Source organism: Leisingera sp. ANG1 (assembly GCF_000203975.2).
Taxonomy (GTDB): domain Bacteria; phylum Pseudomonadota; class Alphaproteobacteria; order Rhodobacterales; family Rhodobacteraceae; genus Leisingera.
The window spans coordinates 580,456-606,022 of the sequence record NZ_AFCF02000008.1 but is presented as its reverse complement, the minus strand read 5'-3'; the positions used below and the strand labels follow the sequence as shown (position 1 = coordinate 606,022).

At 64.4% G+C, this 25,567-nt stretch carries 18 protein-coding genes; 6 read left to right on the top strand and 12 right to left on the bottom strand.

Going from position 1 to position 25,567, the window contains the following annotated elements; all coding sequences use genetic code 11:
• Positions 1 to 4: 4 nt before the first annotated feature.
• From GC1_RS15495 to GC1_RS15480, 4 genes are all read right to left on the bottom strand, one after another.
• Positions 5 to 868: a carbohydrate ABC transporter permease gene (locus GC1_RS15495; protein ID WP_019298162.1), complete on the bottom strand. Its 864-nt coding sequence runs from the start codon at positions 866 to 868 to the stop codon at positions 5 to 7.
• Positions 868 to 1,968, bottom strand: coding sequence for an ABC transporter ATP-binding protein (locus tag GC1_RS15490; protein ID WP_019298161.1), 1,101 nt, complete (start codon positions 1,966 to 1,968; stop codon positions 868 to 870). The genes GC1_RS15495 and GC1_RS15490 overlap by 1 nt, the downstream gene beginning before the upstream one ends.
• A gap of 7 nt (positions 1,969 to 1,975) precedes the next feature.
• A complete protein-coding gene (locus tag GC1_RS15485; RefSeq protein WP_029205027.1) occupies positions 1,976 to 3,040 on the bottom strand; it encodes an ABC transporter ATP-binding protein in 1,065 nt (354 codons plus the stop codon).
• A gap of 157 nt (positions 3,041 to 3,197) precedes the next feature.
• Positions 3,198 to 4,931: an ABC transporter substrate-binding protein gene (locus tag GC1_RS15480; protein ID WP_019298159.1), complete on the bottom strand. Its 1,734-nt coding sequence runs from the start codon at positions 4,929 to 4,931 to the stop codon at positions 3,198 to 3,200.
• A gap of 267 nt (positions 4,932 to 5,198) precedes the next feature.
• Between GC1_RS15480 and GC1_RS15475 the strand changes: the two genes are divergently transcribed.
• Positions 5,199 to 6,317: a THUMP domain-containing class I SAM-dependent RNA methyltransferase gene (locus GC1_RS15475; RefSeq protein ID WP_019298158.1), complete on the top strand. Its 1,119-nt coding sequence runs from the start codon at positions 5,199 to 5,201 to the stop codon at positions 6,315 to 6,317.
• A 98-nt stretch (positions 6,318 to 6,415) separates the two neighbouring features.
• Positions 6,416 to 7,216, top strand: a complete 801-nt coding sequence (locus tag GC1_RS15470; RefSeq protein ID WP_019298157.1) for a TIGR03084 family metal-binding protein — start codon at positions 6,416 to 6,418, stop codon at positions 7,214 to 7,216.
• 63 nt (positions 7,217 to 7,279) lie between these two features.
• On the opposite strand, the gene GC1_RS15465 is transcribed toward GC1_RS15470, so the two are convergent.
• Positions 7,280 to 8,131 (bottom strand): 2-dehydro-3-deoxygalactonokinase, encoded by an 852-nt coding sequence (locus GC1_RS15465; RefSeq protein WP_019298156.1) that lies wholly within the window; start codon positions 8,129 to 8,131, stop codon positions 7,280 to 7,282.
• Between the two features lie 870 nt (positions 8,132 to 9,001).
• On the opposite strand from GC1_RS15465, the gene GC1_RS15460 reads away from it, so the two are divergent.
• The 3 genes from GC1_RS15460 to GC1_RS15450 all read left to right on the top strand — a co-directional run bounded on the left by GC1_RS15460 (position 9,002) and on the right by GC1_RS15450 (position 12,019).
• Complete coding sequence (locus GC1_RS15460) at positions 9,002 to 9,670, top strand: sugar transferase (protein WP_237754606.1); 669 nt, start codon at positions 9,002 to 9,004, stop codon at positions 9,668 to 9,670.
• Positions 9,671 to 9,743: 73 nt separating this feature from the next.
• Positions 9,744 to 10,661 carry a CpsD/CapB family tyrosine-protein kinase gene (locus GC1_RS15455; RefSeq protein WP_019298153.1) on the top strand — a complete coding sequence of 306 codons (918 nt, stop codon included), beginning with the start codon at positions 9,744 to 9,746 and terminating at the stop codon, positions 10,659 to 10,661.
• A gap of 116 nt (positions 10,662 to 10,777) precedes the next feature.
• Positions 10,778 to 12,019 (top strand): chain-length determining protein, encoded by a 1,242-nt coding sequence (locus tag GC1_RS15450; protein WP_019298152.1) that lies wholly within the window; start codon positions 10,778 to 10,780, stop codon positions 12,017 to 12,019.
• A gap of 65 nt (positions 12,020 to 12,084) precedes the next feature.
• Here the strand turns inward: GC1_RS15450 and GC1_RS15445 are convergent, their stop codons facing one another.
• Positions 12,085 to 13,455 carry an oligosaccharide flippase family protein gene (locus tag GC1_RS15445; RefSeq protein WP_019298151.1) on the bottom strand — a complete coding sequence of 457 codons (1,371 nt, stop codon included), beginning with the start codon at positions 13,453 to 13,455 and terminating at the stop codon, positions 12,085 to 12,087.
• Between the two features lie 236 nt (positions 13,456 to 13,691).
• Between GC1_RS15445 and GC1_RS15440 the strand changes: the two genes are divergently transcribed.
• Complete coding sequence (locus tag GC1_RS15440; RefSeq protein ID WP_019298150.1) at positions 13,692 to 14,900, top strand: glycosyltransferase; 1,209 nt, start codon at positions 13,692 to 13,694, stop codon at positions 14,898 to 14,900.
• Between the two features lie 132 nt (positions 14,901 to 15,032).
• Here GC1_RS15440 and GC1_RS15435 read toward each other — a convergent pair whose 3' ends face one another.
• From GC1_RS15435 to GC1_RS15410, 6 genes are read right to left on the bottom strand one after another with little or no spacing between them, the layout of a single operon-like run.
• Positions 15,033 to 15,869, bottom strand: coding sequence for a glycosyltransferase family 2 protein (locus tag GC1_RS15435; RefSeq protein ID WP_019298149.1), 837 nt, complete (start codon positions 15,867 to 15,869; stop codon positions 15,033 to 15,035).
• Complete coding sequence (locus GC1_RS15430; RefSeq protein ID WP_019298148.1) at positions 15,866 to 18,370, bottom strand: hypothetical protein; 2,505 nt, start codon at positions 18,368 to 18,370, stop codon at positions 15,866 to 15,868. The genes GC1_RS15435 and GC1_RS15430 overlap by 4 nt, the downstream gene beginning before the upstream one ends.
• Positions 18,367 to 19,305: a hypothetical protein gene (locus GC1_RS15425; protein WP_029205025.1), complete on the bottom strand. Its 939-nt coding sequence runs from the start codon at positions 19,303 to 19,305 to the stop codon at positions 18,367 to 18,369. Before GC1_RS15425 ends, GC1_RS15430 begins: the two co-directional genes overlap by 4 nt.
• Positions 19,302 to 19,991 (bottom strand): 4'-phosphopantetheinyl transferase family protein, encoded by a 690-nt coding sequence (locus tag GC1_RS15420; RefSeq protein ID WP_019298146.1) that lies wholly within the window; start codon positions 19,989 to 19,991, stop codon positions 19,302 to 19,304. The genes GC1_RS15425 and GC1_RS15420 overlap by 4 nt, the downstream gene beginning before the upstream one ends.
• Positions 19,988 to 24,553 carry a MupA/Atu3671 family FMN-dependent luciferase-like monooxygenase gene (locus GC1_RS15415; protein ID WP_019298145.1) on the bottom strand — a complete coding sequence of 1,522 codons (4,566 nt, stop codon included), beginning with the start codon at positions 24,551 to 24,553 and terminating at the stop codon, positions 19,988 to 19,990. The genes GC1_RS15420 and GC1_RS15415 overlap by 4 nt, the downstream gene beginning before the upstream one ends.
• Positions 24,550 to 25,566 carry a glycosyltransferase family 2 protein gene (locus tag GC1_RS15410; protein ID WP_019298144.1) on the bottom strand — a complete coding sequence of 339 codons (1,017 nt, stop codon included), beginning with the start codon at positions 25,564 to 25,566 and terminating at the stop codon, positions 24,550 to 24,552. The genes GC1_RS15415 and GC1_RS15410 overlap by 4 nt, the downstream gene beginning before the upstream one ends.
• Position 25,567: the final 1 nt, after the last annotated feature.

Here is a 25,567-nt window from a genome sequence, read left to right as displayed (position 1 = left end):
TCCCTTAGTTCAGATCGTCCTTGGTCATCAGCGTGTAGAACAGCCAGGAGACCAGGAGCGTGATTGCGAAATAGATGAGCGACATGGCAGCGGCGGGGCCGAGGTCGAACTGGCCAAGCGCGATTTTCACCAGGTCGATCGACAAGAGCGTGGTGGAGTTTCCGGGACCGCCGCCTGTCAGCACAAACGGCTCGGTGTAGATGTTGAAGCTGTCCATGAAACGCAGGAGGATGGCGATGGTCAGCACTGTTTTCATCTTGGGTAGCTGGATGAACCGGAACACCGCCCAGTTGGAGGCGCCGTCGATCTTGGCCGCCTGGTAATAGGCGTCGGGGATCGACACCAGGCCGGCATAACTCAGCAGCACCACCAGCGAGGTCCAGTGCCAGACGTCCATGGTGACGATGGTCACCCATGCTGCAACCGGATCCTGCGTCATGTCATAGGAGATGCCCAGCACATGGTTCAGGAAATAGCCCAAGAGGCCAATGTCGGGCAGGGTGAAGATGTTCCACATCGCGCCGACGACGTTCCACGGGATCAGCATCGGCAGCGCCATCAGCACCAGGCAGACCGGCACCCAGAACCCCTTGCGCGGCATCGACAGTGCAATGGCGATGCCCAGCGGCACCTCGATGATCAGGATCAGGAAAGTGAACAGGAACTGGCGGCCAAGCGCCGCGTGGAAGCGGTCAGAGCGCAGGATCTGCTGGAACCAGTCCAGGCCCTGCCAGAAGAACACGTTGTCGCCAAAAGTCTCCTGCACTGAGTAGTTGACCACCGTCATCATCGGAATGAGCGCGTTGAAGGCGACCAGCGCCAGCACTGGCAGGACAAAGAACCAGGCTTTCTGGTTTTCGGTTTTCATCAGGCTGCTCCTTGTTCACCGGTGGCATTGGCCGGGGCGGTGGCAAGCCAGCCGTCCACATAAAGCCGGGTCATGTCCTGGCGGAAGGCCAGATGCACAGCGCTGCCCTTTTGCGGCGCGGCGCCTTCGGTCACGGCGTTGATGCGGCAGCCGCCGGCCTCGCATTCCACCACCGTGTGGCGGCCGATGTCAGAGACCTTGGTGACCGTGGCAGGCAAGCCGTCGCCTGCCAGCGACACGAACTCCGGGCGGATGCCGATCTCGGTCCGGCCGTTTGCGGCGCCCTGTACGGGGCCTTCCAGCGCAATCTGCTGACCGGCAAACACGGCCGCACCGTGCTGCACTTCGCAGGGCAGGATGTTCATCCCGGGCGAGCCGATGAAATGGCCGACAAACGTATGCGCGGGGCGCTCGAACAGCTCCACCGGCGTGCCGATCTGCACCACCTCGCCCAGCTGCATCACCACCACCTGATCGGCGAATGTCAGCGCCTCGGTCTGGTCGTGGGTGACGTAGATCATCGTCGCCTTCACCCGCTGGTGCAGCTCCTTCAGCTTGGAGCGCAGCTTCCACTTCAGGTGCGGGTCGATCACAGTGAGCGGTTCGTCGAACATCACCACGTTGACGTCCTCGCGCACCAGGCCGCGGCCCATGGAGATTTTCTGCTTGTTGTCGGGGCTGAGGCCCGCCGCCTTCTGCTCCAGCATTTCGGTGACTTCCAGCATCTCGGCAATCGCCATCACCCGCTGGTGCACCGTGGCCTCGTCCCGGCCGCGGTTGCGCAGCGGGAACGCCAGGTTGTCGTACACCGTCATGGTGTCGTAGATCACCGGGAACTGGAACACCTGGGCGATGTTGCGCTGGTCCGGGGGCAGGGCGGTCACGTCCTTGCCGTCGAACAGGATCTGGCCCTCGGAGGGCACCAGCAGACCCGAGATGATATTGAGAAGGGTGGATTTGCCGCAGCCCGAGGGGCCGAGCAGCGCATAGGCGCCGCCGTCGGTCCAGTCGAGGTCGATTTCCTTCAGCGCGTAATCCGAGTCGGACTTCGGCGTTGATAGATAGCTGTGGCGCAGTTTGGAGAGTGTTATTTTAGCCATTGATGCCTCACGCCGCGCGGCTGCCGTCGGGGGCAAAGAAATATGCCTGCGCGGGGTCCATGTAGAAGTCGTGCAGCTCACCCACCTGGTAGGGGTGGACGCCGTGGGCCAGCGAGACCCAGCTGCCGGAGCCCATGTCGAAATGGGCAGAGCTTTCAGAGCCGGAGAGTTCTGTCACCTGCACCTGGCCTGACAGCTGCACATCAGCGCCGTTGCGGGGCTGCGGCAACACATGGTGCGGGCGGATCGCGATGGTATAGGTGCCATCGGCCAGACCGGCTGCGTCGCCAGCCAGCTCCCAGGTGACGCCGGCGCCCAAGCGGGCCATGCTGCCCTGCTTGGTGATCTCGGCGGTGTTGATCGGCGGATCGGAGAACACCCGCGCCGCATCGACATTGCCGGGGTTGCGATAGATCTCTGCGGTGGGGCCGAACTGGGTCACGCGGCCGTCGCGCATTAGCGCGGTCTTGCCGCCCAGAAGCAGCGCCTCTTCCGGTTCCGAGGTCGCATAGACCACCACCGCGCCGCGGCCTGCAAACAGTTCGGGCAGCTGGTCGCGCAGCTCCTCGCGCAGTTTGTAGTCGAGGTTGGCCAGCGGCTCATCCAGGAACACCGCGCGGCTTTCCTTGGCGATTGCACGGGCCAGGGCGCAGCGCTGCTGCTGACCGCCGGACAGCTCGTGCGGGCGGCGGTGCAGCATCGGTTTCAGCTGCAGGATTTCCGCAGCCTCTTCGACGCGGCCTTCGATTTCCGACTTCGCCATCCCAGCCACTTTCAGCGGCGAGGCGATGTTCTCATACACAGTCATATGCGGGTAGTTAATGAAGAACTGATGCACCAGGCTGATGTTGCGTTTCTGGGTGCTGAGACGGCTGACATCCTCGCCATCCATCAGCACCTGGCCGCTGGCCATCGGGTCGAGGCCCGCCATCAGTTTAATGAGTGAGGTCTTTCCGGAGCCGGTGGCGCCGAGGAGGACGTTAAAGTGACCGGGCTCCAGCAGCAGGGAGGTTTCCTTGATGTGCTGAATGGCGCCGACGCGCTTGGTCACACCCTTGAGTTCGAGTGCCATCTTGCTTTGACTTTCTGGCAGGCGGCCTGTTTGCGCGCGGGGCAGGGGCGCGCTCTGATCTTGGGGAAGATGGCCCCGGATGACGGGAAAGGGTCTTCCGGGGCCTGATACAGCCCGGCCAGATGATGGGGATCGCTGGCCGGGCCGGGAGGAGGCCTTAGTTGGTTGCCCAGCGGGCCACCAGCTCGTCATAGTTGACGGTCTGGCCCTGCGGCTTCTCGTTTTCCAGCGGGGCTTTGGCGCCGCCATTGGCGTACCACCATTCCGCGTCTTTCTCTTCGTTCAGACGCGGGCCGCAGCCGCCATAGACATTCGCCTGCTCGTCTGCACGCTGCATACGGCCCATGGTGATGTCCATTTCCTCGGCCAGACGGTCCATCGCTTCCTGCGGCGTGAAGGCGCCGGAGTTCACGTCACCGATCTGCTGCCACCAGATCTGGGCCAGCTTCGGGTAATCCGGCACGTTGATGCCGGTCGGCGACCATGCCACACGGTCAGGCGAGCGGTAGAACTCGACCAGGCCGCCCAGCTTGGGTGCGCGCTCGGTGAAGCTCTCGTGGTTCACGGAAGAGTCGCGGATGAAGGTCAGACCAACGTGCGATTTCTTCACGTCCACGGTCTTGGACACCACGAACTGGGCATAAAGCCAGGCCGCCTGGGCACGGTCCAGCGGGGTGGACTTGAGGAAGGTCCAGGAGCCCACGTCCTGATAGCCGACCTTCTGGCCTTCTTCCCAGTAGGGGCCGTGCGGGCTGGGCGCCATCCGCCACAGCGGGTTGCCGTCGCCGTCGACCGTGTTGTTGCCTTCGGACTGCGGCTTCACCATGTCGGCGGTGAAGGCGGTGTACCAGAAGATCTGCTGTGCCACGTTGCCCTGTGCCAGTGCCGGCAGCGACTGGTAGAAGTCATAGGACGCGGCACCCGGAGGCGCGTATTTGCGCAGCCATTCGTCCCACTTGCGGATCGCATAGACCGCTGCCGGGCCGTTGGCGGCGCCGCCGCGGGTCACGCTGGCACCAGCCGGGTTGCAGGAGCCTTCTTCCATGCGGATGCCCCATTCGTCGATCGGCACGCCGTTCGGCTCACCCTTCGAACCGGCACCGGCCATCGACAGCCAGGCATCGGTCATCCGCCAGCCAAGGTCCGGCGCGCGCTTACCGTAATCCATGTGGCCATAGATCGCGGTGCCGTCGATTTCCTTGACCTGCTCGCTGAAGAACTCGGCGATGTCCTCATATGCGGACCAGTTGACCGGGACGCCCAGGTCATAGCCGTATTTTTCCTTGAACGCGGCCTGCAGGTCTTCGCGGTCGAACCAGTCCTTGCGGAACCAGTAGAGGTTCGCGAACTGCTGGTCGGGCAGCTGGTACAGATCCCCGTCCGGGCCGGTGGTGAACTGGGTGCCCATGAAGTCATCCAGGTCGAGGCCGGGGTTGGTCACGTCCTTGAACTCGCCTGCCATCATGTCGGTCAGGTTGTACGCCAGCTGCAGTCGCGAGTGGGTGCCGATCAGGTCGGAGTCATTGACGTAGCCGTCATAGAGGTTCCGCTTGGTCTGCATCTGGGTCTGCACGGCCTGGACGACCTCGCCTTCACCCAGGATCTGGTGGTTCACCTTGATGCCGGTGATTTCCTCAAACGCTTTGGTCAGCACTTCGGATTCATAGCTATGCGTCGGAATGCCTTCCGACAGCACGTTGATCTCCATGCCTTTGTAAGGTTCCGCGGCCTTGATGAACCACTGCATCTCTGACAGCTGTTCATCCTTGGTCAAAGCCGACGGCTGGAATTCTTCATCAATCCATTTTTTGGCCGCCATTTCGTCGGCATAGCCAATTGATCCCGCAACCACCGCACAAACGGCTGCTGCGGAGAGAAGATACTTTCGCATCTCTTCCTCCCTGAAAGTCTCTTGAGGCCAGCTGCGCGTTGCCTGCACCTGACTGGCATAGAGCTTTCATAGGTTGGATTGCATTGTCAAACTAATTTTTTAGTAATGCTTATTGTATTGAATTCATTTGGAAATTGTTTCCTCTGTTGAGCGTCGACGCTATGCCGCAGCGCGGCATCTACGGTTGTAACGCAACGGCAGTTTCTCTCATGGCGCGACCGGAAAAAACAGTCGCCGCGGATCTGCTTTGCGTCTAAGGAGGGCAGCATGACGCAAGAAAGCACATTCGAGATCTTCCTGACCGCACCGCCGGGACTGGAACAGGCGCTGCTGGCTGAGGCCAAGGAGCTGGGTTTTGCCGCGCCCAAGGCTGTCCCGGGCGGGGTCACGGTGCAGGGCGATTGGCGCGAGGTCTGGCGCGCAAACCTGTGCTTGCGCGGCGCTGCGCGGGTGCTGGCGCGGATCGGCGAATTCCGCGCCTTCCATCTGGCCCAGCTCGACAAACGGTCGCGCAAGTTCCCCTGGAGTGACGTGCTGCGTCCGGATGTGCCGGTGAAGGTGGAGGTGTCCACCAACAAGAAATCCAAGATCTACCACGCCGGCGCCGCTGCCCAGAGGGTGGAAAAGGCAATTGCCGAGACCCTCGGCGCCCCCGTCACCAAGGACGCAGAGCTGACGGTCAAGCTGCGCATTGAGGACAACCTCTGTGTCTTCAGCGTCGATACCTCGGGCGAGGGTCTGCACAAGCGTGGCCACAAATCCGCTGTTGGCAAGGCGCCGATGCGGGAAAATCTCGCTTCCCTGTTCCTGCGCGAATGCGGTTTTAACGGCAGCGAGCCTGTGGTCGATCCGATGTGCGGCTCCGGCACCTTCGTGATCGAGGCGGCAGAGATCGCCAAGGGCCTGCTGCCCGGCCGCAGCCGCAACTTTGCCTTTGAGCAGCTGGCAACCTTCGATGCAGACGCCTGGGCAGAGCTGAAGCAGCAGGGCGAGGCGCGCGAAACGGACATCCTGTTCCACGGCTCGGACCGCAACGCGGGTGCCGTGGAGATGGCCGCTGCCAACGCGGACAGGGCGGGCGTGGACGATTGCACCCGATTTGCACAGGCCGCGGTCAGCGACCTGCAGCGCCCGGATGGCCCGCCGGGCCTAGTCATCGTCAACCCGCCCTATGGCGCCCGGATCGGCAACAAGAAACTGCTCTATGCCCTTTACGGCGCGTTGGGGCAGGTGCTGACGGAGCGGTTCTCCGGCTGGCGGGTGGGCATTGTCACCTCGGAATCCAGCCTCGCCAAGGCGACCAACCTGCCGTTCCTGCCGTTCGGCGCGACTGTGGCCCACGGCGGGCTGAAAATCCGTCTGTTCAAGACCGCTCCGCTACCCTGAGGCGGCCGCCCCGGCGGCTTATTTTGTGACGCTTGGTCTCTGTTTCCGGCCTGCGCCCGGCCCGGCTATCCTGCCAGGCGGAGCATTAGGGGAGAACTATGCAGCAGGCTGAAGATTTCCGCGCCGAAAGCCGCACCCTGGCAGCCATCCTTGAGGAACTGCCGGAGGCGGAGTTTCACCGCGCAACTCAATTCAAAGACTGGACCATTGATCATGTGCTGGGGCATCTGCACCTGTTCAACGCTGCGGCAGAGGCCTCGCTGAAAGGGGAGGGCGCCTTTACCTCCTTCATCGCGCCGGTCCTGCAGGACATGCAAGCTGGGCGTACCATCCTCGAATGCCAGTTTCCCTGGCTGGACGGCCTCAGCGGCCGGGCGTTGCTTGCGGCCTGGCGTGAAGGGGCGGAGCGCTGCGCCGATGCATTCGCTGCGGCAGATCCCAAGGCGCGGCTGAAATGGATCGGGCCGGACATGAGTGCGCTCAGCTCTATCACAGCACGGCAGATGGAGACCTGGGCGCACGGGCAGGAAGTGTTCGACCTCTTGGGGCATGAGCGGCAGGAGCAGGACCGCATCCGCAACATTGCGCATCTGGGGGTAGCCACATATGGCTGGAGTTTCCGCAACCGCGGGCTGGACGTGCCGGAGCCAGCGCCCTTTGTCCAGCTGACCGGGCCTTCGGGAGCGCTCTGGGAATGGAATGCCCCGCAGGACGCGAACTATATCAATGGCTCTGCGGTGGAGTTTGCACAAGTTGTCACTCAAGTGCGCAATATCCAGGATACCCGGCTGCAGGCCGTTGGTGCAGCAGCGGAAAACTGGATGCGCATCGCACAGTGCTTTGCCGGACCGCCGGAAACCCCGCCCGGCAAGGGTGCGCGCTTCAGGACCGGCCGCTGAAGTTTTGGCGCTGCGGGTTCTGGAAGCCCCGAAGTACGCCCATGCCGCAAGCCGGTGCCGCGATCAGTTCGCGGCCCAGGCCCGGGTCAGCCCTTCCAGCGTCATGCGCAGCGGGTCTGCCACGGTGACCGGCAGCCCTTGGGCCTCCAGCGCCGCGGCATAAAGCGGCTGCAGCGGCGCTTCAGCCAGCAGCGCCAGGTTCTGGCCCAGCCAGTAGGGGCGGGCAGCAGCCAGCTCCGCCCCCAATAGGAGCCCCCAGAGCCGTCCCCGCGCTGTGTCCGCCTGCAACTGCCCCAGCGCGGCGTCCGCCTGCAAAGACGCCAGCCGCGCTGCCAGCAGTTCCGGGTTGGCAATGCCGTCGGCTGCCGCCTCAGCAAGCGCTGCCTTGCTGCAGCTGCCTGCGGCTTCCAGCGCCATTGGCTGCGCAACCGCAGCCGCCAGCTGCCCGGTAAGCGCGCTTTGAAAGCTGACTGCTTCTCTGGCACTGACCTGCACCCAATGGGTCACACCGGTGTCCGGCAGGCAGACCACGCCGTCCCAGTCCGGGTTCAGCTGCAAGAAGCCGCTCAGCCGGGCTGCGGCACCCTGTATCAGTCCGCACGGCGCAGACTGGCTCAGCCCTGGCAGGGCATGAACGTTCAGCTCTTCCAGCGGGGCTGCCGTCAAAGGCAGGTCTGCAGGAACGGCGGGCACCGTCTGCACAGGCACCAGGGTGCTGCCACCCAGCACTACCGGCAGTGCCCCGCCTGCCAGCAGCTGCCGTAAACCTGCAGCAAGTTTATCCGGGCCGTTGCCGGGCAGGTGCAGCCGCTGTGCCGGGCCTGCAGTGCTGCCGGTCATGGTCCAGGCGGTCAGTGCGGTTCCGTCCAGGTTGGCGGCCAGCCAGCTGGCGCCGCTGCTGGGAGATTGCATCATGGCTACGCCCCTTCTGCCATCGCTTTGCTGAGGCTTATGGCTGTGTTTCCGGTTTCCGGCAAGTGTGCGGCCTGCCGGTTCACAGCGAGGAGATGCAGGAATACTGGGACTTTCTGCAATATTCATGCTCCGCACTGTTGCTGTTCAATAGGGCAATTGCGGTATTGATCATTCAATCGCTCCTCCCCATTCCCGGGGAATTGCAATATCCACCGGCAATAGGCTATCAGCAGGCGAGTGCTTTCTGTTGGCCCCGATTTTCAGTCTGCTGTGCAGTTGGTACCGTCTCTGGCGGATGGGTTTACTCCGCTCGGTTCCGAATAAGTTGAGGGTGGCAAGGGACATTTTCCCGCGGCTTCGCGGCCCGGAAAATTCCCGAAAGCAGCGGAACATTGATTCCGGGAAACGTTCGAACTCTTGCGGAAACAATTCTAATCAGTCTTCTTCCATTGTTTCCTGATTCTTCCTGTGCAAGGCGCAGTTTGAGGTCGTTTTGCAGGAAAATGAAAATTTTGCGCGCAATTGCCTAAATTTGTCCTAATTAGGGCGGAGTGCTGCAACGCACCGCCGCCTGGGAATTGGGCGGCATTAAAAAAATGGCGCGGGCGCGTGGGGGCGTGCCCGGTTTTGAACCGGAAAATCAGTAGCGGCATTCCGCGGCCATTGGCTTGCGGACTGTCAATGTGAGTTTTGAATGACCGCCGCATTCAGCGGCGGCCCGGCCAGGCGACTGGCTGGATCGAGGGGTGTGGAATGAAAGACATGGTTCCCGGAGGGGCGGGGCTGTCTTTAGTGCACGTTGATGCGGAAGGCGGACGGTCTGCAACGGCCGTTCCCCTGTTCAATTCTATGCATTTGAAGGCAGCAAACATGAATGCCTCGCTGAGCGGCCTTTCACCGGCTCGGCAAGCCGTAAAGGGCGCTGGCGGCGGAGCATACGCCGGCGGCGGTAAACGCGGGCTGGACGTGCTGCTGGTGCTGCTGAGCCTGCCTGTGGTTCTTCCGCTGATCGCTCTTTGCGCTGCTGCGCTGGCGCTGGAGGGCGGCCGCCCCTTCTACACTCAGGCACGGCTGGGCCGCGGTGGTCAGGTGTTCCGCATTCTGAAACTGCGCACGATGGTGCGGGATGCTGACCAGCTGCTGCAGCACTACCTGGACACTGACCCGGCTCTGCGCCGGGAATGGGAGGAAACTCAAAAGCTGAAGAACGATCCGCGGATCACCCGGGTCGGGCGGTTTCTGCGCGCCACCTCGCTGGATGAGCTGCCGCAGCTTTGGAACGTGGCCAAGGGGGACATGAGCCTGGTCGGACCGCGGCCGATGATGCCGGAGCAGCTGCCGTTATATGGCGATGCGCGGGCCTATTTTGCCTTGCGGCCGGGCATTACCGGCGCTTGGCAAGTGTCGGTTCGCAATGAGGGCAGCTTCGCCAGCCGCGCGCAGGCGGATGCCGGCTACAAGCGCGGGCTGTCATTTGCCGGGGATCTGTCGCTGATCTGGCGGACCGTCGGTGTCGTGCTGAAAGGCACGGGATATTAAGGCCAGTTTGATCTGTTGTCCGGGCCGTCAGGCGCATGCAGCAGATCAGCCAGCCATTGCAGGGAGCAAGGTTGTGAAGCATTTTGCGTCATCAGGAGCCGTCACCGCCAGCCCGGTGCGCGGCCAGCAGAAGACACAGAAGGACGACGAGGACGTCATGACCGAGCAAGGTTTCAAGCGGTTCCGCCGCCGCGCGCCGGCGGATGCCACACCCTCCGCTGCCGCGGCGGAACGTCCCTTATCTGCCCCCGCCTCATCTGTTGCCGCCCAGTTGCCCGCCACCCTGCCGGAGCCTTGGGACCGGATCCGCCAAGTCCCGTTTGATGCAGGGGCAGACGGGTCGCGTTGCCTGCCTCTGGTTAGCCGCTTCCGCACTGCGCCCGCGTCCAAGTCCTTTGACCTGTTGCGCACTCGGCTGCTGCACACTCTGAAGGCCCGCGGCTGGAAGCGGGTGGCGGTGACGGCCCCTGCCGGGGGCTGCGGCACCACGTTCTCGGCGGTCAACCTGGCGCTTAGCCTGGCAAGGGTGCCGGGCAGCCGGACCGTGCTGCTTGACATGAATTTCCGCCGCCCTGGGGTGGCACAAGCCATGGGGATACCGGTTCAGGCGGATATGAACGCGTTTTTGTCCGGCGCTGCCCCAATGGAAGACCACTTGCTGCGCCCGCTGCCGTCGCTGGCGGTTGGCCTGAACAGCGCGGCGGATCAGAACGCCGCCGAAATCCTGCACAGCCGCAGTTGCAGCGCCGCTTTGGACGAACTGATGCTTCGCAGCGGTGCCGATACCGCGCTGTTTGATCTGCCGCCGGTGCTGGAGCATGACGACACTGCCGCCGTCCTGCCGCAGGTCGACGGGGTGCTGCTGATCTCCGACGGCACCAGCACAACCACCGCGCAGCTGGCCGCCTGCGAGAAAATGCTAGTGGGACATACTCAGCTTTTGGGCGTGGTGCTGAACCGGGCGCGCAAATCCGACTGCCCCCTGCACTGAAGACGCAAACGCCATAGTTTCGCCTGTTTGCTATGGTGTAAAACCGGGCGGCGGTCCGTATGAGGCCGGCTGGCATTTGAACACACCGGGCACCCCGGCAGCATGAGAGCAGACAGATGGGGCCGATTTATTCTCTGGGTGATTTTCTGGACATGGTGCAGCGCAGGCTGTTCATGATCGCCTGCGTTTTTGTCCTCGGCTGCCTGGTGTCACTGTGGTTCGCCGCCAGTCAACAGCATGAATATGAAACCGCCGAGGTGCTTCAGATCACTCAGCCGCAGATTGCCGGCGAGCTGGCCAAATCCACCGTCGAAGGCTCCTCTGCCCGCCGTATGCAGCTGATCGAACAGCGTCTGATGGCCCGCGGCACCCTGCTGGAAATCATCGAAAAATATGGCATTTACGCTGACCAGAACGCCTTGACCGATCTGCAAAAGGTCGTGCAGCTGCGGACTTCCGTGCAGATTACGGGCGTTGCAGCCGCTCGCGAAGGTTTTGCCGACGACGGCACTATTTCGGTACTGACCATTACCGCCCGGATGCCCACGGCTGAGCAGGCCCAGCAGGTCGCCAGCGAATTCGGGCGCCGCACCATAGAACTCAGCATCGCCACCCGCATCGACCAGGCCCGCGAAACGCTCAGCTTCTTTGCAGAAAAGGAAGCGGCCCTTGCGGATCAGGTCGCGGCGCTGGAGGATGAGATCGCCGCCTTTCGCAACGCAAATGATGTGACCTTGCCTGGCACAATTGAATTCCGCCGGGCCGAAATCGCCGCGATGAACGAGGGTCTCCTGGAAATCGCCCGCGAGCGGATCGAGATCCGCCGCGCTGCTGATCAGGCCCAGACTACCGAACGCCCTGCCACTGCGCGGCGCATGCAGGAAGAGGCCGAGCAGCAGCTGGCCACGCTGGACGCCCAGGAGGCACTGCTGACCCAGCGCAAGGCCGGGCTTGAGGCGTCATTGCAGACCACCCCGGAGGTGGAGCGCCAGCTGGGCGCCTATGACCGGCGGCTGGCGCAGCTGCAGGGGGAGCTGGCGCAAATGACGGCCCGCCGCAACGAGGCTGAGGTTGGGTTCCGGCTGGAGACCAGCCGTCAGGCAGAACGGCTGACGGTGATTGAGCCGGCACCTCTGCCGGACTACCCGGTGACCGGTGCCCGTAAAACGAAGGCGCTTATGGGCGCGGCGGTCAGTGCGATTCTTGCCCTGCTGGCTGCTTTCTTGCAGGAACTGCGCCATCCGGTGCTGCGCACCGCCGTACAAATGGAGCGGGAGACCGGCCTGGTACCGGTGGTGTCCATCCCTGAAATGGACACGCGCCCGCCGCGCCGCGGGCGGTTCCGGCGCAAGGCGTAGGAAATTTTGTCTGAAATCAGCAACCGTTAGCTGGCCGATGGGTCAGTTTTCCCTGGTTATTGAGATCAGGGTGTTCCCAGCGCCCCCGCCATTGCAGTTACCTCTGCCCAATGCCAATGCAGCGCCGCCCCGCCAGCGGCCAGTGTCAGCAGCGCATAGCCAGTATCATGCAGGGGATCCCAGACGTGATGCCTGCGCGCCAGCCGCACCAGCACCGGGTAAGCCCCCAACATTGCCAGACCCAGCGCCGTAATGCCGCCTGCCAGCCCGAACCAGGCAACCCCGCCCAGAAACATGACTGTCTGCAGGCAGGCCCGCGCGGCGGAGAATACAAAGAACCCGCGGCTGTCGCCCGCCGCCAGCGCCGCCTGGTCATAGGTCATGGTGATCACCGCAGGCGCCAGTGCCAGCGCGATCAGCACCATCATCGGCCCGGCTTGCATGTAACGGTCATCATACAGCAGTTGAACCAGCCAGGGCCCGGCCCAAGCCATCACCAGAAGCAACCCGAGGATACCACCGGTCAGCCCGCCGCGCAGCTGCCGCTGCCGCCGCAGATTCTCCGGCGCCGCCTGTGCGGGCTTGTCGCGATACACAGGGATCATCAGCCGCTGGTTCACTGCATGGCCCAGCAGCATCGGAAAACTCGCCAGGAAATAGCCGATGTTGTAGACACCCAGCACTTCCAAGCTGACAAATTTCCCCAGGATCGCCCGGTCCCCTTGCGAGGTCAGAAACCAGAACGCGGTGGACAGGAAAATCCACTTGCCGAAATGGATCAATTCCCGCGCTGCGGCCTTCTCCCAGCGGAAGCGGTTGGCCGCCCCCGGCAGGCCGTAGTGGCACAGCGCCAGCTTGGCTGCGGCCTGAATGACCCCGCCCAGCACCAGCGCGATCACCGATTGCGTAGCCAGCGCCAGCCCGACCATCGCCGCCAGCCCAATCACCTGGCCCGCCAGTTCCAGCACCGTGACCCGCCCCGCCAGCAGATGCCGGTGTGCGGTCTCGATCCGGGTCGGGTTGAAGCCGGCAACCGCCAGCCCCGCTCCCGCGATGGGCAGGTAGATCAGCAGCTCCGGAGTGCCATAGAACACGGCCGCAGGCCAAGCCAGCAGAGCCGTCAGCGCCCACAACCCGAACCCCCGGATCACCTGAATGGTCCAGGCCGTATCAAGAAACGCCGGATCGTCACCCCGTTTGTTCTGGGCAATCGACGGCCCGATACCCACGTCGGAAAACAGCGACAGTCCCACCGTCACCACCGTGACCAGCGCCATCAGGCCAAAGGCCTCGGGGAACAGGATGCGCGTCAGGATCAGGTTGGAGGCCAGCCGCAAGGCCTGGCTGCCGCCGTATCCGATCATTAGCCAGGAGGCCGAGCGCAGCACCCGCGCCATCATCCCCTGACCGGCAAAAAGCGAAGCAACCCGCTGCATTCCGGCGCAAATCCCCAAAACTCTTGCGGTGCAGGCTAGGCGGGCAGGGAAGGGGCGTCAATCTTGCGGGGGCTGCGGAGGCCGGGAACCGTGCAAGCGGCTGAAACGCAGCGACAATCCTGCTGCCTGTGCCGCATTCTCCACGCCCGCGGGACAAGCGGCAGCGGGTGCTGGGCAAGCTGCCAAACCGGCGCTAACCTGCCGCGGATACATGCACTTGCAGGGAACCCGCTGCGTTGAAAATCGCCTATGTTCTGAACACTTATCCGCAGCCCTCGCACAGCTTCATCCGCCGTGAACTGCATGCGCTGGAACATCAGGGCTTGGAGGTCCTGCGCCTGGCGATGCGCCCTTCCGAAACAACGCTGGCCGATCCGGGCGATCAGGCAGAGGCCGCTCGCACAGAGTATGTGCTGAAGGCTGGCGCGGCCGGTCTTCTGGCCGCCTTGACGCGAGAGGCTTTGGCAGGCCCGCTCCATTTTACAAAGGCGCTGAGGCTGGCTTTCAAACTGGCGCGTGCTTCGGACAAGGGCGTCTTGCGGCATCTGGTCTATCTGGGTGAAGCGGCCCATGTGAAACAGCGCTGTCAGGCAGAAGGCGTGCAGCACATGCACGCCCATTTCGGCACCAATTCCGCGGCGGTGGCGATGCTGGCTCATGTTCTGGGCGGCCCCGGCTACAGTTTCACTGTTCACGGTCCGGAGGAATTCGATGCCCCGCATGCGCTGTCACTGGGCGAAAAGATAAGCCGCGCCGCCTTCACCGTGGCGGTTAGCAGTTTCGGCAAGAGCCAGCTGAGCCGATGGGCGCCTTTTGGCAAATGGGACAGCCTGAAGGTGGTGCATTGCGGCATCGAAGCGAAACACTTCGCGGACCCGGCACCGCTGCCGCAAGGGCCGCTGCGGCTGGCGGCTATCGGGCGGTTTGTGGAACAGAAAGGCCAAATGGTGCTGGTCCGCGCCATGGCGCAGCTGGTGGAGCATATCCCGGATGTGCATCTGGCGCTGATCGGCGATGGTGAAATGCGTCCGGAACTGGAGGCGGCATTTGCCGACCTTGGGCTGCAGCGTAATATCACCCTCACCGGTTGGCTGGCAGAGGACGGCGTGCGGGCGGAACTGGCCCGCGCCCATGCGCTGGTGATGCCCTCCTTTGCCGAAGGCCTGCCGATGGTGGTGATGGAGGCAATGGCCGCCGCCCGCCCGGTAATTGCGACCTATATCGCCGGCACGCCGGAACTGGTGGTGCCGGGGCAGACCGGCTGGCTGGTGCCTGCGGGGGACGAGACTGAACTGGCTCAAGCAGTACTGGATCTGGCGGAAACCCCCGAGGAGCAGCTGGCCGCCATGGGGCAGGCGGGGCGCATTCGGGTGTTGGAGCGCCACGCCAGTGCAATCGAAGCCGCAAAGCTGACCGCGCATTTCCGCGAGGCAATCAAACAATAAGCGGCACCTCCCGCCCGCCGCCTGCGCATCTGAAGATGCACCGCTCCCGCTGAGCCTGGCCCAAGGCCGCGAAGGGTGGTCTGGCACAGCCAGCCTTCCTGCGGGCGCGGGAGCGCCCCGGCAAATCAGCGTTTAGCGGCCGCGGGTCCAGCGGGTTCGGGAGGCGAACAGCGGTGTCTTTACGGCCAGGGCAACTGCGCCGTAGGCCAGAAAGCCCAACGGATCCCGCAACAGAAGTTGCAGCGCAGTACCCGCACTGGCCTTCACGGTGTCCTCGTTGCGCGTCAGCTGAGGAAATTTCGCCGCCACTTCCGACACGCCGGCATTCTGCCGCCGCCGCACTTTCACCAAGTTGCGGAACCCCTCGACCATCGGCCAGCTGTAACTTGCCGGAACCTGCACCCGCTCGCCGGGCGCAAATTTCAGCCGGGCAAAGATGTCATCGGCAATGATATCCGGCCAGTTCCCCCAGCGCTGCCGTCCGGCCCGGTTCATGGCAAAGATACCGAACCCCGGCACTCCGCTGGAAAAGAACGGCAGCTGCATCCACAGCCGCGCATAGGCCCGTGTCACCGGGCTACGTGCAGGGGAGACTTGGGGGCAGCCACTGGCATAGCGCGGCGCCTCCAAGTCCAATGCCACGGCGATTTGAGGAAGCAGGCCGGGCGAAACCAGCACATCGGCATCCAGGTAGATCAGGATATCCCCGCGTGCCGCAGCATCACCCGCATTCAGCGCCCCCAGCTTGCCGCCCTCGGGCAGTTCAAGCACCCGCAAATGCCAGCCCTCCGGGGGCGTGGCAGCACGGGCCAACGTTGCGGTTTCATCGGTGCAGCCATTGGCCAGCACCAGCACCTCTGCTGTCATTGCACCAGGCAACGGGCCGGATGCAAAGACCGCCTGCAGGCAGCCTTTGATATAGTCTGCCTCGTTGTGGGCCGGGATCAGCACAGAAACCCGCAGGCTCATTTTACGGCCTCCAACGCATCCCAGCGCGGGTTCTGGTCGCTCAATGTCCGCAATGCGCCCCAGCTGCCCCATTTTCCTGGCGCCCCGACATCGGAATAGGCGGTGAACAAGCTGCCGCCAAGCGCCTGCCAGCCCGCCAGCAGCTCCTGATAGAGCGCGCCCATCTCGGGAGTGTAGTTGAAATGGGTGAAGAATGAGGTCAGCGCCGCATCCTCGACCATCGGGCCGATGCCCACCACATGGCTGCCGCCCTCGTACATGATCAGCTCCAGCCCGTGCTGTTGCGCAACTTCTGCGTGATACGGCAGCACCCGGCCCAGCAGGTCGGTCAGCGTGTCGGCTGGGTCGCCCGAAATCAGCCCGTCGCGCAGCTCAGCGCCGGCCTGGGCGCTTGCGGCATCATACCGGTGCTGTTCCGTGAACTCCTCCGCGGCCGCACCGCTCAGCCCGCGCCCGGCGGCAACCGCCTGCGCCTGTTCCCGGCTGCCGGCGATCCAAGCCCGCACCTGCGCGGCGCGTTCCTTCAGCCCCAGCACGCCGCCGAAATAGCCAGTCACCGCATAGGCATCAAAATATGCGGCTGGTGCCCGGCGCCCGGCCTGCTCTGCCTTCCACAGCGGTGCAGCCAGCACCTGCTCCTCCAGCCCCAGCCAGCCGGCCTGAGAAGAGATCACCCGCACCAGCCGCGGGCTGTCTTCGCCAAACGCCCCGGTCCAGATTTGCGCCACCTCCGCTGCACGTCCGCCATAGAACTGCATCCACAGCCCGTCGCCGCCCCAGCGCGTCTTTGCCTGCGCATCGGCCCATGCGGCTTGCTGGAACTGCCAGTTCCAGACCTCGTTGGAATACTCCACATAGGCACGCAGGTCCTCGTCCAGCCCGCGCTCCACCAGCTGCGCGAACTGCCGGACATAAGTGTCATCTGCCATATGCGGCATGCTGAACCAAGGATCGGCGCCCAGCGTATTAGCCAGTTCCAGCATCACTTCCACCGGCACCCCTTTCTGCGCCCAGGTGTAGTCCGAGCGCAAAGGCCTGTCCTCCCATCCCGTTTGCTGTGAGTCATTGGTGGCCATCCAGTCCATGAACCGCAGCGCGGCGAATCCATCCAGATGGTCCAGCCACAGCGGGTTGAACACCGCACCGCGGTCAAACGCCTCCAGATGCTCTTCCTTCACCACGGTGATATTGCGGACATAGCCGCCGTCGCGGCCCATCCGCTGGATGCGGATCTCCACCGGGCCGGGGCCGGGAGTAAAGTCGAACCGCACCTCACCTTTGCCATAGCGCACGTTTTCCGCCCGCCCCAAAACCTCGACGATGCCTTCCCCCTCGAACCGCAGCACATAGCGGCCGGCCAGCGACACCGCTTCCTCTGGCATATCGGTCAGGATCACCGTCCCGATAGAGCTCAGCTCCGGCGGGATTGCGGTGGGCCAGCCCGCCGGATCAAGATAGCCCGCCGCCAGCAGATCACCATGATCCGCGCCGCCCCAGCGCCTGGGCAGATGGCCGATCCAGGGCCGCGCGGTTTTGAAATGGTCGAGGAAGGGGGCCTGGGTGCTCCAGTCCGCGATGCCCGCGAGGTTGACGGCAATGGGCTGACGGGAGGCTGTTCTTGCCGGCGCCACCGTATCTTCCAGCACTGCGGCATTGAGCACGGGTTCAGGCGGGTCCTGCGGCAGCGGCGCGGGATCTGCGGGCAAAGCCGCAGTGCGCACACCGTCCCCCTGGGCGGCGGCCCAGGCGATCTGCTGCAGCCGTGCCGCCAGTTCGGGTGAGGGGGCACGGTAGGGCTTGCCCCAGCGGTCCTTCAGCTGATGCGGCAGCCCCGCGGGATCTTCCCCGGTCAGCACCGCATATTGCAGCAGTGCCATAAAATAAAAACCGGTGGCATTGGGGTGGATGTCATCGGCAAAGACGTCGCGGATGCTAGAGAGCCCCGGCATCGTGCCGGCCCGGATCGCATCATCCAGCCGCGCCATTGCCTGGCCGGCTGGCAGCAGTTTCACGGTGCCGCCGGTGGCGGCGTTCACGTCCTCCACCACCGCCTGCCAGCGCGGCAGATCCTGGTCCAGCCGCACCCTCCACGGTACATCCGCCCCATCGTCAAAAGGCACATCGGCACCGGTGCCGCTGTCCAGGCTGTGCCAGGTTTCCTGCAGGTAGAATTGCACCTCCGGATTGGCCGTGCGCACCAGCTCATAAAACTGCGTGACCGCCTGTTCCGTGCCGCTCCATTTCAGGTGATTGGCCAGCGGGATCGCCTCAGTCACGATCACCGCATCCGCGGGTGCCTTCAGCCTTTCACGTGAATCAACACCCTCGGCGCTGCCGCTGTGCTGCCAGTTATAGCTAAGCGGCGCGCCATTGATGATCTGCGCTTCCACCCGGGCTTCTGCCTGCGTGTCCAGCAGCTGCTCCAGCATCTGCGGATTGTCCGGCCCGAACAGCGAATGGCCGATCATCACAACCGAGGTGATCAGCGCCTCCAGCTTCATTCTGGCGCTCCCGCGGCAGCAATCCCTGTGCGGGGCAGGGCGCGCACGGTGTCCCAGACGATAGCCTGCACCTTGGCGGCCGCCTCAGGGCGGAATACCTGCGCCGGGGAACCGTCCGCTCGGGTCAGCTGGTGCGGCAGACCTTCCGGTGAACGCTGATACAGAACCGCATAATGGGTCAGGGCGATCACATATGCCCCCAGATCATTGATGTGGATTGTGTCCAGATCGCCCTCAGGCGTGCGGGCAAACAGCGATTCACGTGAAGCCAGTCCCGGGATTTCCCCGGCCTCCGCCGCTCGTGCCACTGCGGCCAGCACCTGCCCGCCGGGGATCAGATAGACCGGCTGCTGCGGAGTGCGGCGGCTGTCGGCACCCAGCAGTTGCCGCGTCCACAGGGCCTCAAGGTCTCCCTCAATCCGCTCCAGCCAGCCATCCGGGTCATCCAGCCGGTGCCAGGTTTCATACAAGTAGAGACGCGTCTCCGGCGAGGCCCCGCGCGCCAGATCAGCCCATTTCCCCAGATACTTGGCAGCGTCGAAATACTTTAGCGCATCGCGCAGCTCGACCATCTCGGTCAGCACCACGGCGTCGTAATTACCGGACCCAATTGCCTCTTTCGCATCGCGGTAGGCTGGCGCCTTGTTGGCAGTCTCAAAATCAAGGATCGCCTCGTCTGGCTCCCAATGCCCCCTCAGCGAGGTGCCCGATCCCAGCTGGCTGTTGTATCCGTGGCCCTCCGGTGCCAGCTGCGCCAGCATATGCGGCATGTCCGGCCCGACCAGCGAATGGCCGAGGTGAAACACCGTTAGCGGCCCCAGCGGCGGGTCCAGCGGCGGCGGCACCGGCACAGACCGGCTGCGGGTGGCAAACGCCATCAGCCCCAGCGTGGCCGCGGCGGCGCCTGCGGCCAGAAGCCCGCGCCGCCCCATCATCCGCGCCCCCGGATTTCTGCCGTGGTCATGATCAGCCCCGCACCAATGGCAAACCGCCCGCCGACCGCCTCACCGCGCTTGAAAGGCGGCCGGTCGGCAGTGAAAAACGCCTGATAGGTGCTTGCACCCAGATCAAACTCCAGCTCCATCCCGTCAAAGCCGTAAAATGCCCGGCTCAAGCCGTACTGCGCCTTATAGGCCGCCTCCTTGGCGGAAAAGATCACCTTGGCCATCTGCCCCGGATTGTCCTGCCGCTTCAGCCAGGCCTGCTCCCGGTCAGAGCAGATGGCGGGCAGCAGCTCGTCCTTCAGCGGCGTGTCCTCCTCCACGTCGATCCCCAATGCCTGCACCGCGCCGGCCCGCGCCAGCACCGCCATCGCGCAGCTCTTGGTATGGGTGATGGAGCCGACCAGCCCCGAGGGCCAGACCGGCGCCCGGTCGCTGCCGACCTGTACTGGGGCAGGGGGCACGTCCAGCTGCCGCATCGCCTGATGCACAGCGGACCGTCCTGCGGCAAACTCGTTGCGCCGTTTCTCCACCGCGTTGGGTGACAGCCCTGCAGCTTCCTCCGCCAGCGGCGCGGGCGGCGTGCCCAGCGGGTCCGCCCCGGCCAATGCCACATCGGCGGCAAAAAGCGGCCGGACCAGGGCCAGCCGCTCTGCCAGTTTGCTGTTGCTGTCTGTCATCCGGTTCTTGCCCTGCGGTTTGCCCGCATCGCCCGCCGTTTCGACATCATGTCGCTGCGGTCTGGGGCTGCGGCTGCCTCAGGCTGTTGTTCCGTATTTGCCGGGGTACCTGCAAGCCCTTCGATGTGGGCAGCGAGTCCTGCCAGGGTCGGGAAGCGGAAAATGTCGGTGATTGACAGTTTCGCGGTGCCCAGTTCCTCGCGCAATTCCCTGTGCGCCTGCACCGCCAGCAGGGAATGGCCGCCCAGGGCAAAGAAATTGTCCTGCGCCCCGATGCCGCTGACCCCCAGAATGCGGCTCCAGACCGTGGCGATACGGGCCTGCGCGCCTGCGTCCAGCGCAACTGCCGGGGCGGCATTGGCCTGCGCGGGCTGCGGGTCCGGCAGCGCCTTGCGGTCGATTTTCTTGTTCGGTGTCAGCGGGAAGGCGTCCAGGGTGACGATATGCGCCGGCACCATGACCTCAGCCAGCCGCGCCGCCAGCGCCTGTTTCAGGGCCTCTCCGGACACAGGTGCGGAGGCGGTGATATAGGCAACCAGCTGCTCTGCGCCAGCTTCGCCAAGCGGCACCACAACGGCGCCCGTCACACCGGCTTGCGCCACCAGTGCGGCCTCGATCTCGCCCAGCTCGATCCGCTGGCCGCGGATTTTCACCTGGTGATCGGTGCGGCCCAGGAAGGCGAGACTGCCCGCGCTGCTCCAGCGCACCAGATCGCCGGTGCGGTAAAGGGGTGTTGCAGCGAACGGTGCCTTTACGAAGCGTTCAGAGGTCAGCTCCTCCCGCTGCCAATAGCCCGCCGTGACACCCGCGCCACCAATATACAACTCGCCTGGAGTCCCCGCGGGGACAGGCGCCTGTTTTTCATCCAGCACATAGACCTGCGTATTGGCAATTGGCGTGCCAATGCCGGCTGTCCCCGCAGGGACGGCGCTGATTTTCTCCACCGTCGACCAGATCGTCGTCTCGGTCGGCCCGTACATGTTGTGCAGCTTCGCGTTTGTGGTGTCCTGCAAGGCCTGCACCAGATCCCCCGGCAGCGCCTCGCCGCCCACCAGCAGATGCTGCAGCTGGCCCAGGCAGGCGCTGGCATCCCCGTCCGCGGCAATCATCCGCGCCATCGAGGGCGTGCATTGCATGTGGCTGACGCCATGGCGCACAATCTGCGCCGCCAGCGAGAAGTTATCCGCCGCCAGTTCCTGCGGCGCGTTCGACAGGCGCAGAACCTCTGCCAGCGGTTTCAGCCCCTCCAGCACCACATCCGGCGCGATGCCATAGTCGATCAGGCAGGCGATTTCATCGACGCCGATCCGCTTCAGCTGCTCCACCCGCTGGCAGGCGTCCTGAATGGTGCCAAACAACCCGGAGTCCTCGAAATAGCGCTCAAAGGCAAAGTTGAGGATGGCTTCCAATTCCTCCTCTGACAGCATGCCGAGGTCCATTTCAAACGGGTTCTTCACCCCTTCGGGTTTCTTGAAGGCGGGGAAGGCCCAGGCGTATTGCTTGATCAGCCCTGCGGCAGAGCGCAGGTAGTCCTTCATCGGTTCCCGCGCCACCTTGCGGGCTTCTTCGCGGGTCTGCGCCAGGTAGCTGTGCAGCATCAGCGTGACCTTGAAATCCGCGGGGTCATGGCCGGCCTCGCGCAGGGCGTCGTGGTAGATGCGGATCTTGCCCGCGACCTCGTCGATGCTCTGGCCCAGCAGGTGGGTCAGCACGTTGGCCCCGATCGACCCGGCCTCGCGCCAGGTTTCCGGGTTGCCCGCGGTGGTGACCCACACCGGCAGCTCCTTGGACACCGGGCGGGGCTGGGTGAGGACGCTGTGCTCCCCGCCGTCCCTGCGGGGAAAACCCACTTCCTCGCCGCGCCACAGCTTGCGCACGGTCTCAATGGTTTCAAACAGCGCGGGCTTGTTGGCGGGCGGGGTATTTTCTGGCCGCAGGATGAAGTCATCCGGCTGCCAGCCGGAGGCAAAGCCGATGCCGGCGCGCCCCGCGGTCAGGTTGTCAATTACTGCCCACTCCTCGGCAATCCGCGCCGGATGGTGCAGCGGCGCCACGCAGGAGCCGGAGCGCACCCCGATGTTTTGCGTCACCGCGGCGACAGCGGCGCCGGTGACGGACGGGTTCGGGTAAGGCCCGCCAAAGGCATGAAAGTGGCGTTCCGGCGTCCAGACCGCGTTGAAGCCGTGCTGGTCAGCGAATTTGGCGCCTTCCAGCAGCAGGTGGTATTTCTGCGGCCCCGGCCCGTCGTCATTGCCCCAGTAGAACAGGTTGAAATCCATCTTCCGGTCGCTGAGCGCCACCGGCCCCTTGGACAGCTCCAGTCTGCTTTCATCGCTGGACAAAACCAGCTTGAACCCGCGCGAGAGGGTCCAGAACAGCTCCAGCACCGAGATGTCGAAGCTGAGGCTGGTCACTGCCAGCCAGGCATCGCCGGGCTGGTGCGGGATGCGCTGATCCATGCCGATAAAGAAGTTCGCGACATTGTCGTGAGTGACCATCACCCCCTTGGGCAGGCCGGTGGAGCCGGAGGTATAGATCAGATAAGCCAGATCGCTGCCGGTGGCACCGCCATCAATGTTTTCACCTTCTGTCCACGCAGGGACGTCCTCTATTTTCAGCACCTGCGCGTCTGAGGCCGGCAGGCTGGCGGCCAGTGCGCCTTGGGTCACGATCACCTGCGCCTGGCTGTCGATGATGTAATGCGCGATGCGGTCGGCGGGGTAGGCGGGATCCAGCGGCACATAGGCGCCGCCGGCCTTCATCACCCCAAGCGCTGCAAACACCAGATCCGGCGCGCGGCGGATGTGGATGCCGACATGCACGCCCGGTTTTACGTTCATTTCACGCAAGCGCCCCGCTACTGCATTGGCGCGGGCGTTGACCTCAGCGTAAGTGAAGCTCTGGTCCTCGAAAACCAGCGCGGTGGCCTTCGGGGTCTTTGCAGCCTGGGCCTCGAACGCGGCGTGGATGGTCAGGTCCGCAGGGTAGTCCGTGGCGGTCTGGTTCCAGTCCTCCAGCAGCAGTTTGCGCTCGGCTTCGGGCAGGATTGGCAGCTCTGCCACGTTGCAGCTGCCGTCTTCTGCGATGGCAGTCAGCACCAGCTCCAGCCGCGCGGCGAGCAGAGCAGCGGAGTCTGGTGTCAGAGCGGCTGCGTCGCAGTGCAGCACCATGGTGTCATTGGTCAGGGAGGCTGTAGCAGCGCAACCCTCAATCGCTGCATCGGACCCCAGCATAAGACCGAAACCGGGCATAGCCTGCGCCGAAATCTCCGGCGCGCGGGCCACAATGTCTTCGGCAAAGCCGCCGGTTTTGCGGGCCTTGGCAATCTCTTGCGCGCTGCGTTCAACGAGGTCTGCAACGCGGTCCTGCTGGCGCGCCTGCAACGGCACCCAGCCGGAAATCAGGCCGGGCAGGCCCTCCATCCCCTCTACCGCCAGCGCCACATCGCCGGTTTCCGCGCCGCTGCTGAGCAGGGCAAAGGCGAGGGCAGCAGCTGCGGCCTGTTCCTCGCTGAGACCGGCGGGCAGGGCGATGTCCAAGCGGTTGAAACCGCTGCCGCCAGTATCCGATGTCAGCGGGACCTGCACCGGCTGCATCGCGGCGAGCCGCTGGCGCCAGTGGCTTTCACCACCCTGGACCGCAGCGAGACGGGCGGTGAGTGCCTCGGCCTCTGCTGCGGTCAGGGAGGGAACCTCGTCTCCGGCTGCGGCCAGTTTTGAAACGTCCAGCGGCTGGCCCGCGAATGTGGTCAGGCGGGACAGTGTAAGGGCACCGCTGCCGGTCGCGACTTTTACGCTGGCTTTACCGATCTCCAGCACGGTGCCCGGCGCGCCGTTGCCCTCCGCAACATCCGCAGCACCGGCCAGCACCACGGTCCCGCCAAGACGCAGCTTGGCTGCGCACAGCGGGTTCCAGTAGCCGCCGGTGTCCAGCGCCCGCACCAGCCGCGCCAGTTCCGCAGCGGGGCGGGTGAAGTCCAGCATCCCGCCTGCCGCCGGGCGGTCCGACTTCCTGAACAGGCGGCGCTGGCTCAGGTCCTGTTTCTGGCGCTTCAGTTCACCGGTTTCCAGCTGGGTAACTACCTCTCCAAAGCTGTCCATTGCGGCGGCATAGCATTTGGAATTGAGGCTGAAGGCGGTCTCATCCTCGGCCACATCGAACAGCCGCTGGGCCAGAATGTCGCCCTCATCCACGCCGCCTTCGATCAGGTGCCAGGTGATGCCGTGCTGCGCCTCGCCGTTGATCAGCGCCCAGTTCGGGGTGTTGAGGCCCGCGTAGTGGGGCAGCGGCCCGTCGTGAAAGTTGACCGCGCCCTTGGCCGCCTGCGCCAGCACCGCATCCGGGATCACCGCCAGGTTGGCAATCGACAGCAGCCAGTCAAAGCCGCCACTGAGGTCTGCAGGAGTGTCCAGCAGTTCCAAGTCCTTGCCTGCGGCCCAGGTGCGAATGTCCGCATCCTGGGACACCACCGCCCGGATCAGGTGGCCGCGCGCCAGCAGCGCATCGGCGCAGCCGATCAGAAGGGATTCATTGCCGATCAGGGCACAGGTGAATGCGGTCATTTCTGCTCCTTTGCAAGCGGAGAAGGGAGGCGCGTTTCCGTAAGTGTTGTGCGGCGCGGCGCAAACAGCGCGCGCAGGCTGTGCAGGCAGAGATCGCGCAGGAAATACGGCGGATCAGCCTGCGGCTTGTTCTGGATCAGGCGGCGCAGGCTATAGATCACGCTGCCGCTGATGCGGGCCAATGTGGCTGCGGCGGCATAGGCGCGGCCATGGTTCTTGACGAAGTAGTGCAGACGCGAGTCAAACCAGTAGCCGGGCGTGCGCTGCCAGCCCTTCATGCCGGTGGAGGCGGAGCCGATATGCGCCACCTCGCTGGCCGGCACATAATGGGTGCGCCATCCCGCGCGGGCAGCGCGGCGGCAGAGGTCGGTTTCCTCGAAGTAGAGAAAGAAGGTCTCGTCAAAGCCGCCCACGGCTTCGACGGCCTCACGGCGGATCATCAGGCTGGCGCCCGCGGTCCAGTCGACCTGAACCTCTGCCTGCGGCATCTCCATGGCGACCACCCAGGGTTTCAGCAGCCGGGTGAAGATGCCGGTGCGCACGCTGGCCTCAAACTCCCCCGCAATGGAGGGGAAGCGGAAGGCGGTGCGGTGCGGGGTCCCGTCGGTGCCGCGCACATAGGAGCCCGCCAGCCCGGCGCCCGGATGCTGCAGCAGGAAGTTGCGCAGGGTGCGGATGGTGCTGCCTTGCACAAAAGCGTCCGAATTCAGGAGATAGTAGAACTCCGGCGCGCTGCCGTCCGCCAAGCCGGTGCTGAGGCCGATGTTCATGCCGGCCCCAAAGCCGCCGTTCACCGGCGAGGCGATCACCCGGACCCGGTTGCTGTCCAGCCAGCCGCGGGTTTCTGCCGCTGCCCGGATATGCTCATAGGAGCCGTCGCCGGAGCCGTTGTCGATGATCAGCAGCTCCCCCGGCAAATCCTCCAGCTCCTGCAGCGCCGCCTCGGCGGATTGCAGGGTCATTTCCGGAGTGCGGAAATTCAACAGGATGATGAGGATACGCTGCTGGGCCATG

Coding starts and splice junctions, on each gene's coding strand:
- GC1_RS15495 (WP_019298162.1), bottom strand. CDS start 868: ATGAAAACCGAAAACCAGAAAGCCTGGTTCTTTGTCCTGCCAGTGCTG.
- GC1_RS15490 (WP_019298161.1), bottom strand. CDS start 1,968: ATGGCTAAAATAACACTCTCCAAACTGCGCCACAGCTATCTATCAACG.
- GC1_RS15485 (WP_029205027.1), bottom strand. CDS start 3,040: ATGGCACTCGAACTCAAGGGTGTGACCAAGCGCGTCGGCGCCATTCAG.
- GC1_RS15480 (WP_019298159.1), bottom strand. CDS start 4,931: ATGCGAAAGTATCTTCTCTCCGCAGCAGCCGTTTGTGCGGTGGTTGCG.
- GC1_RS15475 (WP_019298158.1), top strand. CDS start 5,199: ATGACGCAAGAAAGCACATTCGAGATCTTCCTGACCGCACCGCCGGGA.
- GC1_RS15470 (WP_019298157.1), top strand. CDS start 6,416: ATGCAGCAGGCTGAAGATTTCCGCGCCGAAAGCCGCACCCTGGCAGCC.
- GC1_RS15465 (WP_019298156.1), bottom strand. CDS start 8,131: ATGATGCAATCTCCCAGCAGCGGCGCCAGCTGGCTGGCCGCCAACCTG.
- GC1_RS15460 (WP_237754606.1), top strand. CDS start 9,002: ATGAATGCCTCGCTGAGCGGCCTTTCACCGGCTCGGCAAGCCGTAAAG.
- GC1_RS15450 (WP_019298152.1), top strand. CDS start 10,778: ATGGGGCCGATTTATTCTCTGGGTGATTTTCTGGACATGGTGCAGCGC.
- GC1_RS15445 (WP_019298151.1), bottom strand. CDS start 13,455: ATGCAGCGGGTTGCTTCGCTTTTTGCCGGTCAGGGGATGATGGCGCGG.
- GC1_RS15435 (WP_019298149.1), bottom strand. CDS start 15,869: ATGAGCCTGCGGGTTTCTGTGCTGATCCCGGCCCACAACGAGGCAGAC.
- GC1_RS15430 (WP_019298148.1), bottom strand. CDS start 18,370: ATGAAGCTGGAGGCGCTGATCACCTCGGTTGTGATGATCGGCCATTCG.
- GC1_RS15425 (WP_029205025.1), bottom strand. CDS start 19,305: ATGATGGGGCGGCGCGGGCTTCTGGCCGCAGGCGCCGCCGCGGCCACG.
- GC1_RS15420 (WP_019298146.1), bottom strand. CDS start 19,991: ATGACAGACAGCAACAGCAAACTGGCAGAGCGGCTGGCCCTGGTCCGG.
- GC1_RS15415 (WP_019298145.1), bottom strand. CDS start 24,553: ATGACCGCATTCACCTGTGCCCTGATCGGCAATGAATCCCTTCTGATC.
- GC1_RS15410 (WP_019298144.1), bottom strand. CDS start 25,566: ATGGCCCAGCAGCGTATCCTCATCATCCTGTTGAATTTCCGCACTCCG.